The sequence below is a fragment of the Mitsuaria sp. PDC51 genome (assembly GCF_900113225.1).
In the GTDB taxonomy this organism is placed as follows: Bacteria; Pseudomonadota; Gammaproteobacteria; order Burkholderiales; family Burkholderiaceae_C; genus Roseateles.
Window position 1 is genome coordinate 2,716,783 of record NZ_FOZE01000001.1, and the last position, 12,333, is coordinate 2,729,115.

Annotated in this window: 13 protein-coding genes and 1 pseudogene; 5 read left to right on the forward strand and 9 right to left on the reverse strand. The window is 69.2% G+C overall.

What is annotated here, in order from left to right; translation table 11 throughout:
• Positions 1–111: 111 nt before the first annotated feature.
• Positions 112–1,515: pseudogene (locus tag BM393_RS26125) on the reverse strand (acyclic terpene utilization AtuA family protein); the annotation flags it as partial.
• A gap of 70 nt (positions 1,516–1,585) precedes the next feature.
• Here BM393_RS26125 and BM393_RS11345 point away from each other — a divergent pair.
• Positions 1,586–2,617, forward strand: a complete 1,032-nt coding sequence (locus BM393_RS11345; RefSeq protein ID WP_091724863.1) for a LysR family transcriptional regulator — start codon at positions 1,586–1,588, stop codon at positions 2,615–2,617.
• A 108-nt stretch (positions 2,618–2,725) separates the two neighbouring features.
• Here the strand turns inward: BM393_RS11345 and BM393_RS11350 are convergent, their stop codons facing one another.
• The 3 genes from BM393_RS11350 to bluB form a co-directional block, all read right to left on the reverse strand.
• Positions 2,726–3,514 (reverse strand): MipA/OmpV family protein, encoded by a 789-nt coding sequence (locus BM393_RS11350; protein ID WP_217648419.1) that lies wholly within the window; start codon positions 3,512–3,514, stop codon positions 2,726–2,728.
• A gap of 142 nt (positions 3,515–3,656) precedes the next feature.
• Positions 3,657–4,064: a hypothetical protein gene (locus BM393_RS11355; RefSeq protein WP_091724865.1), complete on the reverse strand. Its 408-nt coding sequence runs from the start codon at positions 4,062–4,064 to the stop codon at positions 3,657–3,659.
• Positions 4,065–4,187: 123 nt separating this feature from the next.
• Entirely contained in the window at positions 4,188–4,913 is a 726-nt protein-coding gene (gene bluB, locus BM393_RS11360; RefSeq protein ID WP_091725358.1) for a 5,6-dimethylbenzimidazole synthase, read from the reverse strand.
• Positions 4,914–5,000: 87 nt separating this feature from the next.
• On the opposite strand from bluB, the gene BM393_RS11365 reads away from it, so the two are divergent.
• Positions 5,001–5,555: a GNAT family N-acetyltransferase gene (locus tag BM393_RS11365; RefSeq protein WP_091724866.1), complete on the forward strand. Its 555-nt coding sequence runs from the start codon at positions 5,001–5,003 to the stop codon at positions 5,553–5,555.
• Positions 5,556–5,571: 16 nt separating this feature from the next.
• On the opposite strand, the gene BM393_RS11370 is transcribed toward BM393_RS11365, so the two are convergent.
• On the reverse strand, positions 5,572–6,372 hold the full coding sequence (locus BM393_RS11370; protein ID WP_091724867.1) for a DUF4239 domain-containing protein: 801 nt from the start codon (positions 6,370–6,372) through the stop codon (positions 5,572–5,574).
• Between the two features lie 250 nt (positions 6,373–6,622).
• Between BM393_RS11370 and BM393_RS11375 the strand changes: the two genes are divergently transcribed.
• Positions 6,623–6,952 (forward strand): DUF4148 domain-containing protein, encoded by a 330-nt coding sequence (locus tag BM393_RS11375; RefSeq protein ID WP_091724868.1) that lies wholly within the window; start codon positions 6,623–6,625, stop codon positions 6,950–6,952.
• 71 nt (positions 6,953–7,023) lie between these two features.
• Here the strand turns inward: BM393_RS11375 and BM393_RS11380 are convergent, their stop codons facing one another.
• Positions 7,024–7,953, reverse strand: coding sequence for a LysR family transcriptional regulator (locus tag BM393_RS11380; protein WP_091724869.1), 930 nt, complete (start codon positions 7,951–7,953; stop codon positions 7,024–7,026).
• A 111-nt stretch (positions 7,954–8,064) separates the two neighbouring features.
• Between BM393_RS11380 and BM393_RS11385 the strand changes: the two genes are divergently transcribed.
• Positions 8,065–8,838, forward strand: coding sequence for an SDR family oxidoreductase (locus BM393_RS11385; protein WP_091724870.1), 774 nt, complete (start codon positions 8,065–8,067; stop codon positions 8,836–8,838).
• Between the two features lie 71 nt (positions 8,839–8,909).
• Here the strand turns inward: BM393_RS11385 and BM393_RS11390 are convergent, their stop codons facing one another.
• Entirely contained in the window at positions 8,910–9,215 is a 306-nt protein-coding gene (locus tag BM393_RS11390) for a YMGG-like glycine zipper-containing protein (RefSeq protein ID WP_091724871.1), read from the reverse strand.
• On the opposite strand from BM393_RS11390, the gene BM393_RS26130 reads away from it, so the two are divergent.
• Positions 9,214–9,771 (forward strand): hypothetical protein, encoded by a 558-nt coding sequence (locus tag BM393_RS26130; protein ID WP_254783348.1) that lies wholly within the window; start codon positions 9,214–9,216, stop codon positions 9,769–9,771. The two genes, BM393_RS11390 and BM393_RS26130, sit on opposite strands and share 2 nt — an antisense overlap.
• A 9-nt stretch (positions 9,772–9,780) precedes the next feature.
• Here BM393_RS26130 and BM393_RS11400 read toward each other — a convergent pair whose 3' ends face one another.
• Both BM393_RS11400 and BM393_RS11405 read right to left on the reverse strand, forming a co-directional pair.
• Positions 9,781–10,074: a hypothetical protein gene (locus BM393_RS11400; protein WP_141225299.1), complete on the reverse strand. Its 294-nt coding sequence runs from the start codon at positions 10,072–10,074 to the stop codon at positions 9,781–9,783.
• A gap of 582 nt (positions 10,075–10,656) precedes the next feature.
• On the reverse strand, positions 10,657–12,333 hold a 1,677-nt coding region (locus BM393_RS11405), incomplete at its 5' end, for an RHS repeat domain-containing protein (RefSeq protein ID WP_217648420.1).

Consider the following 12,333-nt stretch of genomic DNA (forward strand, 5'->3'; position numbering starts at 1 on the left):
CGTGATCACACCCTCGCTGCCATCGGAAGACCGCGTGATCACGCCCTCGTGGCCATCGGGAGACTGCGTGACGGCGCCCTCGTTGCCATCGGAAGACAGCGTGACGGTGGCGGGGGCATGTTCTCGGGGGAACAGGCAGGAACGCAGGCCGAGGCGCGGCCGAAGATTCGTGCGGACGCCGCCGCCGCCCGCAGGACCACAGGTGTAGAGCGCGGTGACCTCGCGGGTCAGGCGGTCGGCTCCGGCACGGTCGGGATGGTTCGCGGCGACACGCAGGCGCACATCGCTGGCGTCGCCCGCCGCGCGCCGCCGCAAGGCATCGCCAGCGTCGTCGCCGAGCACGCTCGTCACTCCAATCAGGTCGATCCGCAACGGGCCCTGCCGGTCGCGTGCATCCAATCGCGCCCGCAGCACCTCGCCGGCGAGCCGCGCGCGCGCCTCGGCACCGGGTCCCGCATAGGAAATCTCACCCTCCGCCAACCAGCCGTTGGCGAAGAAGACATTGGCCTTGAAGGTCGCCGGGCGCGGATGACCCCGCACACCAGCCAAGCGCACCGCGTCCGGGCCAACCGGCGTCACGCTCGCGGCGCTGATGTCGGCGACGACATCCGGCGTCAGGTAGGCAGCCGGATCGTGCAGCTCATACAGCAGCTGCTCCTTGACCGTGTGCGTGTCGAGGCGACCACCCGTGCCATCGGCCTTGAAGATCGTGCAGGCGCCGTCGGCGTCGATCCTCGCGATCGGGAATCCGACGCGGCTGAGGTCCGGCACGTCCTTGAAGCCCGGATCGGCGTAATAACCGCCGCAGACCTGGGCGCCGCACTCGAGCAGGTGACCGGCCATCGTCGCGCCGGCCAGCCGGTCCCAGTCATCCAGCGCCCAGCCGAAATGCGCGAGCGCCGGCCCCACGGTCAGCGACGGATCGGCCACCCGCCCCGTGACCACGACGTCAGCGCCACGCCACAAGGCCTCGGCGATGCCTTCGGCACCGAGATAGACATTGGCGCTGGCGATGGCGCCGTCGGGCAGCGGCGGGCCGTCCTCCTTGAGCGCCGCGGCGAGCCGCGCGCGCTGGTCCGGCGACACCAAGGCATCACCGGCCACCACCGCCACGACCGGCGGGCGCAGGCCGAGCTCGGCCGCGATCGCGGCCACCCGTCGGGCCGCCGCAGGCGGATTCGCCGCGCCGAAGTTGCCGACGATCGGGATGCGATGCGCCAGGCAGTCGGCGAGCACCGGCCGCAGCATCTCATCCAGCAGCGGCTCGTAGCCGGCCTCCGGATCCCGTTGGCGCGCGAGTTGAGCCAGCGCGAGCGTGCGCTCGGCCAGCGTCTCGAAGATCAGCACGGCAGGACCACCGAGCCGGATCAAGGTGTCCACCACCGGCCGGGCGGCGTCGGTGCGGTCCCCGGAAAAGCCCGCCGCGCAACCGACCAGCAAGCCACCAGCGTCGGAGGTCGCGACGGTCGAGAGTGTCGGATCGGTGGCGCTGGTCGTGTCCTGGCGGGTGTCCATGTGGGCGACTCTAGTCGTGCGGGCCTTATCGGAGAATTCGATTGTTTGGATTCATTCATCGAGATTGCCAATGAATCAGCCCGACCCGCTCTCGCCCTCCGCGCCGGATTTTCCGCTGGCCAACCTGTCAGCCCGACAGCTCGCGGCCTTTGTCGCGCTGGCGGAGGAACGCAGCTTCACCCGCGCGGCCGCGCGTTGCCATCTGTCGCAGCCGGCCTTCAGCGCGCTGATCCGGACGCTGGAGGACGGCCTGGGCGCGCGGCTGTTCGACCGGACCACGCGCACGGTCGAGCCCACCGCCGAAGGCGCCCTCTTCCTGGAACCAGCCCGGCGCCTGCTGCAGGACATGCGGCTCGCGGCCGACGACCTGCGCGACCACGTCGCGCGGCGCCGCGGCCGGGTGGCGCTGGCCGCATTGCCGGCGCTGGCGGCGGGCTGGCTGCCGCCGCACCTCGCGGCCTTCCGCCGCACCTATCCCGGCATCGAGCTGGACCTGGCCGACGTGCTGTCGGAAAGCTGCGTGGAGCGGGTGCGCTCCGGCCGCGCCGATCTGGCGCTCGCCGCGCTGCGCGCCACCGCGCCGGAGCTGTCCGTGGAGCCCTTCCTGTCGGATGTCTTCTTCCTGGTCTGCCGGCGCGACCATCCGCTGGCACGCCGCCGGAGGCCGTCGCTGGCCGAGCTCGAAGGCCAGCCGCTCATCGGCCTGGCGCGGCACAGCAGCGTGCGGCAGGCGCTGGACGCGGCGCTGCCGGGCCGGCCGCTGACCCCGGTACTGACTCTCGAGCAGCTGAGCTCGGTGGCCGGCATGGTGGTCGCCGGACTGGGCGTGACGCTGGTGCCGGCGCTGACGCTGTTCCACTTCGCCCATGCGGACCTGGTCGCCCGCCCGATCGCCGAGACCGGATTGCAGCGCCACATCTACCTGATCCGCCGCCGCGACCGCGCGCTCTCGGCGGCGGCCGAGGCGATGGCGCAGTCGCTCTGGCGCTGGGCCGGCGAGGGACCGCGCCAGCCGGGCATCACGGTGCATGCAGCGCCGGCTTCGGTGCCCGCCCGCATGACCGTCGGGCCGGCTACGGCAACGCCGGGCCGGCGCGGGTGACGACCAGGCGCAGGCCGGGATCCTCGGGCTCTGCCGACAGCGTCCAGCCATGCGCCTCGGCGATCGATGCGGGTTGACGCCCGGCCCCCGGTCGCGCGCGGCGCGGCATCAGAAGCGGTACAGGTAGCCGACGAAGACGCGATTCTCGGTCGAGCCATCCACCAGCGGGCTGTCCTTGATGCCGCTGCCCAGGCTCGTCACGCCGACGTCGACGAAGACCGCGTTCTTCGGATTGAACAGGTAGGTGCCGCGCAGGCCCAGCTCGCCGTTGACGGTCGACTTGCCCTGGTAGGCGGCCCGCGCCGCGGTGACCTCGCTCGCGCGGACGCCGTAGTAGTAGTCGACGTATTTCTTGTCGACCCACTGCGCCCCCAGGCGCGGCGTCAGCATGACGTGCTGGCCCAGGCGCCAGGAGCGCTCCAGCGTCAGCGCCAGGCGCTGGCCCTTGCTGTGGCCGGAGGCATCGGCGGTCCACTCGGCGCCCAGCTCGGCGATGTCGCTCTTCCAGCTCGCCTTCGCGCCGGCCCACAGGCCGCCCTTGCGCTCGGCCATGCCGTTCAGGATGGGCGCGTCGCCGGCCTCGTAGCCGCTGCCGTCCCACTTGGCCACGAGGCCGAAGTCGACCTGGTGGCCCGGCGCGACCTGCCAGCGCGGCAGCTTCACCGTGAGGCCCGGACCGAAGACGCGCACCCAGCGATTCTCGTACTGGATCATCGGCAGCGCCCTGTTCTCGCGGTCGATGTCCTTGTAGGCCTTCTGGGTGCTCACCACGCCCACGCCCAGGCCCCAGGAGGACGACTCGCCCTCCTGGCCCGCCGGACCGCCGGGCCCCGCCGCCAGCACACCCGACGGGGCCGCGGCGCAGATCACCGCGGCGGAGGACAGGGAGGCGCGCAACAGCGCCGTGCGAACGTGCGGATCTGCAAGCGATCGGGCGAGCGAGAGGAGTCGTTTCTGCGTGAGCATGAGGGTTCCCGAGAGGGCGGTGAAAGGAGGCCGCATCCTCGAAGGGCACGTCTTACTGCGCACTTACCAACGATCACGCGCGCGGGCCCGGCGCGACCGTCCCCACCGCCTTGAGCGCCGCGATGGCTGCCGTATGCGCATGCACCAGCGGCGGCGACTGGTCGAAGCGCTGCGCATACCGCTGCTTGAACGGATCGGCGCTGTCGCGATCCAGTCCCAGCAGGTCGCGCGCACGCTGCGCCACCGCGCGCGGCGTGGCGGCCGCGTCGGCGGCACCGTCGATGGCTTCGTCCAGCATGGTGATCAGCCGGCTCAGCGGCTCCAGCCAGCGCATGTCCTCGCTGAAGGCCATCACCTGCAGGAACTCGCCCGCGCTCTGCGGACCATGCTGTTTCTCGAAGTCGCCGCGCTCCAGGTCGACCAGCGCGCGGTGGAGGTCGAGCAGCGCGCGGCGCAGCTGCTGGCAGGTATCAGTGGTCATGGGGCCGTCCAGTCATGGGAAGGCGCAAGCCTACAGGGGCTTGCGGCGCGGCGCCTGTCCCCTTTGGCAGACGCTTGGCAGAACGCTCGGCGGACGGCTTCGCAGCAGGCTCGGGCCGGCGCCTCAGGGCGCCGGCGGCTCCATCAGCATCTCGCGCAGCGGCCGTGCCTGGCGCCAGCCGGTGGCCTCGAGCATCGGCTGCTCGTAGAAGTCGGGGACTGGGCCGAGGCACAGCAGGCCCAGCGGCTCCGCGCCCTCGGGCAGGGCCAGCGCCTGGCGCAGCGCCGCGGGGTCGAACATCGAGACCCAGCCCAGGCCCAGGTGCTCCGCCCGCGCTGCGAGCCACAGGTTCTGGACCGCGCAGGCCGCGGAGCACCAGGCCATCTCGCGCGGCAGGCTCAGGCGGCCGAAGACGGTGCCGTCGTCCGGCGCCAGCACGATGGCCAGCAGCTCGGCGCAGTCGCGCAGGCCTTCGACCTTGAGCCGCAGGAACTCCGCGCCGCGCTCGCCGAGCGCCTGCGCGGTGCGCCGGCGCTCCGCCTCGACGATGGGCATCAGGCGCTCGCGCCACGCGGTCGTGCTCAGCCGCATGAATCGCCAGGGCTGCATCAGCCCGACCGACGGCGCGGCATGCGCCGCCTGCAACAGGCGCTCGAGCTGCTCGTCGGGCAAAGGCGCGGACGGCGTGAAGTGGCGCATGTCGCGACGCAAGGCGATCGCGCGATAGACGGCGGCGCGCTCGACGTCGTCGAAACGATGCTGCGGGTCCGGCGCGGCGGTCGGGGTCGCGGATGAAGTCGGGGAAGAGCTCGAGTGGCGCGGCGAATCGGCGGAGGACGGCGGAGTCATGCCGCGATTGTCGGCCGGCGCGCGAGCCATACTGTCGGCCGCTTTGACAAATCCGCGCTGCCGGTCCCGGCTTGCGTCTTTTCCCGAATGCCCGTTTCACCGCCATCGCCCGAGTCCACCGCGTCGACCCTGCGCGGCCCGCTGCGCCTGTCGCCGCTCATCGACACCGACCTCGACGCGATGGCCGCGCTGCTGTGGGACGAGCGCGTCTACCAGCACATCGGCGGATTGCCGGACTCCCCGGCGCTGGTCGCGCTCGGCCTGCGCCGGGCCCTGGCCGGACCGCCCGACGACCATGCCGACCAGCGCTGGCTCAACTACGCGATGCGCCTGGCGGCGACCGGCGAGCTCATCGGCCGACTGGAAGCGACGGTCCACGACGGCATCGCGGAAGTCGCGTTCCTGCTGGGGACCGCGCACTGGGGCCGCGGCCACGCGACCGAAGGCCTGCGGTGGCTCCACGAGGAAATCGCCCGCGTCAGTCCGGGCGTCGCATGCTGGGCGACCACGCTGCCGGAGAACGCGCGCAGCGCCCGCCTGCTGACGCGCTGCGGTTATGTGCCGATGGATCCGGCGACCGCGCCACCGCTGCTGACCTACGACGACGGCGACCTCGTGTTCCGGCGCCCGGCCGCGGACTGACATCGGCCCGGGCCGATCAGCGCGGCCCCTGGTCCCAGCTCTCCATGCCCGACAGCGTCCGCTCGTAGGGCCGCGGGCTGATGCTCAGGTCGCCGACGAAGGGCCGGTCCATCTGGGCGATGAAGAAGAACACCAGCCCGGTCGAGAAGGACAGGAAGATCACCGCGGCCCGGTTGAACGCCGTGGCCGGCAGCACCAGCAGCGGGATCAGCGACATGACGCCGCCCGCGATCACGACGAACCAGAGCGATGCCGGCACGGTCGACTCGCTGGCGCTGACCCGTTCGCGCCGGAACTTCAGCATGTCGTTGGTGCGGGCCCAGATCTCGTGCAGCAGTGCCTGCTGGGCCGCGCTGCCCGGCTCGATGCGCTGCACGGCGCGGAAGATGCGGTTGACGTGCAGGCCGCCGCCGGCCGTGCCGGTGCCGCCGGGCGTGCCCTGCATGTCCTGCCACTCCTCGTCGAGGATGGACCGCGTGTACGCGCGGACCCGCTCGCGCGCCTCGAGCGCCGGCGGCGTGCCCATCACGGCCAGGTCGCGGGACAGCGCACTCAAGGTCACCGCCTCGTTGCTGACCGCGGAGTCGGCGCTGCGGAAGGACTCCCACACGGACACCGCGCAGAAGGCCAGCAGCAGCGAGTTCAGCGTGGCCACCAGCGCCAGCAGCGTCAGGGCCAGGCCCTTGTCCGTGTCATCGAAGCGCGGCTTCCACAGGCGGTGCACCAGCTCGAAGCTGGCGAGCGCCGGGATGATCCAGCCGGCGAGCAGCAAGGATCCGAACTGCCAGACCGGCAGGTGATAGAGCCACAGCGGCATGGTGTCCCTCGCGAAGGATGGTGATGGCCTTCAGCGTAGGAATGCCGCGCGCTCGCGGCCATCGGCAATCGGCGGAAGCGGCGGGGACAAATGACGGAGGGCGGCGATTGTTGCGCCATGCACAACGGCACATTCCGGAGTCCGCCATTTATGCGATCCGGGGCACTGCCTACTCTTCGTCCATCGGCAAACGCAACAGCGAACCGAACGACGACACCCCGATCCACCGCTCTCCTGGAAGGACACCATCATGAATGCCAAGACCCTGATCGCCTCCGCCCTGATCGCCCTGTCGACCGCCGCCGTGCCGGCCTTCGCGCAGAGCTACAGCCACCTGGACCCCATCACCCCGAGTCAGAAGAGCCGCGCCGAAGTGCTGGCCGACCTGGCGATCTATCGCGAGTCCGGCCTGGCCGCTGTCGACCGCACCGAGGACTTCGCGCTGAACGCCGGCCAGCGCGCCCAGGCCGAGGCCCGCTACGCGGCGCTGAAGGCTTCGCCCAAGTACGCCGAGCTCGTGCAGCGCTTCGCCGCCAAGGACGCCAAGGGCGCCGCCACCGACGGCGTCGCGGCCCGCTGATCCCCGGCCGCGACGATCCGCGGCCTCGGCAGGCCAGTGCCCTGCCGCCTCGCCGCCTCGCCGCCTCGCGTTCAGCCGGCGGCGAAGCGCTCGGCGTGACCCCGCGTGCGGAATTCCTCGATGACGTGGTCGACGAACACCCGCACCTTGGCCGGCACCAGCTTGCGGCTGGTGTAGTAGATGGACAGCGGCCGCGAATCCGCGGACCAGTCGGGCAGCACGCGCACCAGCTCGCCCCGCTCCAGCAGCGGCAGGGCATGCGGCCGCGGCAGCATGGCGATGCCCATGCCGCTGGCCGCCGCGCGCGCCAGCGCCTCGGGATCGTCCAGCACCATCACCGGCCGCACGCTGGCCACGACCTCCTCGCCGGCGCGGCTCTTCAAGGCCCACGGCAGCAGCCGCCCCGAACCCAGCGAGCGGCGCAGCAGACCGCGATGACGCGCCAGCTCCGAGGGATGCGTCGGCGCCGGATGCGCCGCCAGGTAGCCCGGCGAGGCCACCAGCACGATGCGCAAGCGCGCCAGCTCGCGCGCGATCAAGGCATCGGTCAGCTCGATGCCACCGCCGATCGCGACGTCGAAGCCCTCGGCGACGAGGTCCACCTGCCGGTTGTCGAAATGCAGGTCGGGCACCACGTCCGGATAGCGCCGGACGAAGCTCTCCATCATCGGCACGAAGTACTCGCGCCCCACGGTGTAGGCCAGCGCGACCTTCAGCGTGCCGGCCGGCTTGCCGGCCCCCTGCCGCAGGTCGGTCAGCGCATCGCCGATCTCCGCCCATGGCAGCCGGACCTGGCCATACAAGCGCTCGCCGTCGGTCGTCAGCGCCAGCCGTCGCGTGCTGCGCTGGAACAGGCGCACGCCCAGGCGAGCCTCGAACTGGGCCACGCTCTTGCTGACGGCCGCGGGCGTCAGTCCCAGGCGGCGCGCGGCTGCGGAGAAGCTGCCGTCGTCCGCCGCGGCGATGAAGGCGTCCAGGTGGCTGCGAAGTTCGGTGGACATGGGATTCGATAGGAATGGTTGAAGCTGAACGACCCGTTCCGAGACTACCGGAATCAGGTGGCAGCGACCAGACTTCGTTCATCCCAACTCCCTTTTCATAAGGACGACGCCATGAGCACCTCGACTTCCACCTCCGCTTCCACCTCCACGCCGCTGGCCGGCAAGGTCGCTTTCATCCACGGTGGTTCGCGCGGCATCGGCGCCGCGTCGGCGCGCCGGCTGGCGCGCGAGGGCGCCACGGTCGCGATCGGTTATGCGTCCTCGGCGATCGCGGCCGAGGCGCTGGCGGAAGAAATCCAGGCCGCGGGCGGCCGGGCGGTCGCCATCAAGGCGGACGCCACCGACGCGCCGGCCCTGGCGGCCGCGATCGACGGCGTGGCCGAGCGCTTCGGCCGCCTCGACATCCTGGTCAACAGCGCCGGTGTGCTGTACGTCGCGCCGACGGAAGACTTCTCGCTGGCGGACTTCGACCGCACGCTGGCGGTCAACGTGCGCTCTGTCTTCGTGGCCTCGCAGGCGGCCGCCCGGCACATGCGCGAAGGCGGCCGGATCATCAACATCGGCAGCACCAACGCGCAGCGCATGCCCTTCGCCGGCGGCGCGGCGTATGCGATGAGCAAGTCGGCGCTGATCGGCCTGGTCAAGGGCATGGCGCGCGACCTGGGGCCGCGCGGCATCACGGTGAACAACGTGGCGCCGGGGCCGGTCGACACCGACATGAACCCGGCCGACACGGATTTCGGCGCCGGCCTGCATGGCCTGATGGCCGTGCCGCGTCACGCCAAGGCGGACGAGATCGCGGCGATGGTGGCCTATCTGGCCGGACCGGAAGCCGGGTTCGTCACCGGCGCCGACCTGCTGATCGACGGCGGATTCGCCGCCTGAGGCCGAGGGCGCCAGTCAAGAGATCGACAAGTCGACGGACCGCCGGACCGCCGGACCGTCGGTCCGACGGATCAACGAACCGTATGGCGCCGGCCGTCCTCGTCGACCCAGTAGCGGCCGCCCTGGCCATCCGAGTAGACCTGGCGCTCGCGGCCGTCGACGACCAGCCGCCCGATGAGCGCCCCGGCGACCGCGCCGACCGCCGCGCCCGTGAGGGCGTTGCCGCCGGTCGCGGCGCCGATGACGGCGCCGCCCACCGCGCCCACGGCCGCATTGCGCGCGTCGTCACGACGCTGCTGCCGGTCGGAAGCGCAACCGACGCTCAAGGCCGCGCAGGCGATGACCAGCGCAGCGGTGCTGAAGGGGGAGGTATTCATGAGAAGTCTCCTGAAGGGTGATGTTCGTCCGCCCTCCTCCGGCGCGACGAGACCACCGCCTCATCGCGCGGCGGAGGGCAGCGCGCGACTGATGCATCACGCCATGAGCGGCAAGGGGCATGCCCTGTCGGCGGCAGTAGCCGGAACGGCACGGGCGGCAAGGCGTAGCGAGAAGCAACGAGCGGCGGCGGTACGGCGATTGCCGCGCCTGGGTATCCCACTTCAGGAGATCGCCATGCCTCGCGGAGACAAATCCTCCTACACGGACAAGCAGAAGCGTCAGGCCGAGCACATCGAAAGCGGCTATGAGCATCGCGGCGTGCCCAAGGACGAAGCCGAACGGCGCGCCTGGGCCACGGTCAACAAGGAAACGGGCGGCGGCAAGAAGTCGGGCTCGGGCCGCGGCCAGGCCGAGAACCACGAGCCCTCGCGCAAGGGCGGGCGCCTGGGCGGCAAGGCCGCGGCGAGCCGCACGGCGGCGGAGCGCTCAGCCTCCGCGAAGAAGGCCGCGGCGACCCGCAAGCGCAATGCGGCGGCGCGCGCGGCCCATCATTGAGAACGAGGGTCAGCGGTCCTCGCGGGAGGAATCGCTGTCCTCACTGCGGTCGTCACGGGACGCCTGGTTGCGCTGGCTGCCGGGCGACTGCTGGCTGGACGGCTGCTGCGAACGCTGGTTCAGCTGTCCCTGCTGACCGCCGGACTGGCTCTGCTGGGACTGCTGGCGCTGGCCTTGCGAGCCGCCGCCCTGCTGCCCGCCAGGCTGGTTCTGCTGCCCTTGCTGCCCCTGCTGATGCTGGTTCTGCTGGCTGGAACCGCCCTGGGGTTGCGGCGATGACTTCGTGTTGGGTTGCTGGGCCATGGTGATCTCCATGTTGAGCACGCCGGCAACTTCGCCGGCAGATTGGAGGGGCAATGGTCATGCCGGCGGGGGCGCGTGACGGATCGACAGATCAGCGGGTCGGCGCCGTTCACATCGACGGGACACAGCGCCCAACGCGAAAGGCATGCCAATCAATCCGCCCTCAGTGAGTAAATTCCGGTTGGCTGCCAGCGCCTTTGGGGAGACCTATATTGGATCTCGAACAAGGCCCCCCGAACAGCAATAAAGGAACAATTTATTATCACGCCACCCTCGTCAATCGCAACACACTTAAATATTATATGCTCTTCCATCCCCTCAAGACCTGGCAACAACCTTGGGAAGGGCCGCAGTTTATTAAATTTCTTATAATAAAAGTCGGTGAATCCATAGGCAAGTCTCGGCTCATTTGCGTCCAGCACGCGATTAACAAAATTGAAGCGCGCAATTTGGTCAAGCAAGACACCTCGCATGTCCACATCCACGGATTCGCATAAAAAATCAAGCAACCGTGCCTCGAACTCCGTCAAATTAAATAGGCCAAAGAAGTTTTTGAGCCTTCCCAGCCACTGATGTTCCGAGCTATTCCTCACAAGTGCAATCCGTTTCATTAAATGTCATGGATGCCACTCCATAAATAGCGGCCCCAGGGGTGTATGGCATACGATTAATTAGCCTCCGCCAAGCAGGCCACGGAATATATTTCGCGCGCTGCGCGGCATTCATGCCGATTCCGGCTGCTGTGGCATCCATGAGGTCATGAAGATCTGGTCTCCCCCCCGTGGTGGGAATGTAGTCACCATTCATGCGATTGCCAGTCTTGTTCATCCAGTTTGCCGGCGAACTACCCGCTCGCTTGAGAAACTTTCTGGAGAATAGGCTATGCGAGAAGTTACTTCCTCCATTGGGACTAATATTGCGTGCAAATGCTCGAGTACCAGCAGCATTACCAACCGCAATGGAAGCCACAACGCCAGAGACTTCACCGGCGGCGTACCATTTCGAGCAGCGATTGACACTATTGATGTCCATAACGCGTCGAAGTTGTCTCGATATTCCGAACGTCACAACGTCACCGAATCCACCGCCAAAATCAACCAGCCCCTGCGACGGCTCCCAGCCACCAGTCATGTTGTAGATGGCGTCGTACACGCCATCGGTGCCCCACAGGCCATACGGGTCGTAAAAAGTCAGTGGGTTTCCATTCGCGTAACCATATGTATTGACACCTCCCGTCAACCCAATAGGATCACTTTGAACATACCTCCCCGTCGTCCCGTCATAGTCCCGGAAGTAGTTGTAGTTCAACCCGGACTCGCTGTCATAGTACTGCCCGGGAAAGCGCAGGTTGAACGTGATCGGTGAGAGGCCCGCCGGCGCCTGCTCCGGCTGCGTCGTGCCGAAGGGCTCGCTGATCCAGCGCCAGCGCGCGGCTTCGGTCTTGTCGATGAGCACGCGCGGTGCGTTCAGGTGATCCGCGTACGCGAGCAGCGGCAGCGGTGACGCCACGGAGCCAACGATCACCGCCACGGGCGTGTCGCCCAGCCAGACGAACTCCTGCACCACGCCCGAGGCGTTGTACTCCCCCAGGAGATGCCCTTCTTGGTCGTACGCGAAGTCCCTCAGCCCCGCGCTGTGCTCCTTGTGCACTCGCTGCCCACCGGCGTCGTACTGGTAGGTCGTCGTCAGGCCGTTTTTGGTGAGCGTGCCCAGCCGGTTGTCCAGTCGGATCGTCGTGGTGTACGCCAGGCCCGTGTCGCTGAGCGTGTTGCCCGCCGCGTCGTAGCCGAAGCTGCGCGTGGGATTGGCGACGCTGGTGAGCCGGTTGCTGGTGCTGGCCGTCGTGTAGGTCCGCGTCGTGGCGTTGAGCTTGACGCTGGTCCGGTTGCCGTTGGCGTCGTAGCCGATGGTCCAGGAGTTGGCCGGCGTGACGATGCTGGTCAGCCGCCCCAGCTCGTCATAACCGAAGCTCTGGTTCATCGCCTGCGCGGCGGCGGTGGCTTCACCGGTACTCGCATCCAGGTGCGTGTAGCTGACGATCCGGTCAGCCGCGTCGTAGGTGATGTCGCGGACGACGGCGCCCAGCGGATAACGGACCAGGCGGCCGTAGGCGTCGTACACCCGCTCCTGCAGCTTCGTGCCGCTGTTCATCTGCATCTGCCAGCTGCGCACGCCGCCGAAGGGCTCGAACTGGATGCCGCTGATCAGCGGCTGCGCGGCGCTCGAGGCGTCCTTGGCCAGGCTCATGCTGACCGGCAG

Bases quoted from the DNA above. Each gene is read 5' to 3' on its own strand.
- BM393_RS11375 (WP_091724868.1), top strand. From the start codon at position 6,623: ATGAATGCCAAGACCCTGATCGCCTCCGCCCTGATCGCCCTGTCGACC.
- BM393_RS11380 (WP_091724869.1), bottom strand. From the start codon at position 7,953: ATGTCCACCGAACTTCGCAGCCACCTGGACGCCTTCATCGCCGCGGCG.
- BM393_RS11345 (WP_091724863.1), top strand. From the start codon at position 1,586: ATGAATCAGCCCGACCCGCTCTCGCCCTCCGCGCCGGATTTTCCGCTG.
- BM393_RS11370 (WP_091724867.1), bottom strand. From the start codon at position 6,372: ATGCCGCTGTGGCTCTATCACCTGCCGGTCTGGCAGTTCGGATCCTTG.
- BM393_RS11365 (WP_091724866.1), top strand. From the start codon at position 5,001: ATGCCCGTTTCACCGCCATCGCCCGAGTCCACCGCGTCGACCCTGCGC.
- BM393_RS11355 (WP_091724865.1), bottom strand. From the start codon at position 4,064: ATGACCACTGATACCTGCCAGCAGCTGCGCCGCGCGCTGCTCGACCTC.
- BM393_RS11385 (WP_091724870.1), top strand. From the start codon at position 8,065: ATGAGCACCTCGACTTCCACCTCCGCTTCCACCTCCACGCCGCTGGCC.
- BM393_RS11400 (WP_141225299.1), bottom strand. From the start codon at position 10,074: ATGGCCCAGCAACCCAACACGAAGTCATCGCCGCAACCCCAGGGCGGT.
- BM393_RS11390 (WP_091724871.1), bottom strand. From the start codon at position 9,215: ATGAATACCTCCCCCTTCAGCACCGCTGCGCTGGTCATCGCCTGCGCG.
- BM393_RS26130 (WP_254783348.1), top strand. From the start codon at position 9,214: ATGAGAAGTCTCCTGAAGGGTGATGTTCGTCCGCCCTCCTCCGGCGCG.
- bluB (WP_091725358.1), bottom strand. From the start codon at position 4,913: ATGACTCCGCCGTCCTCCGCCGATTCGCCGCGCCACTCGAGCTCTTCC.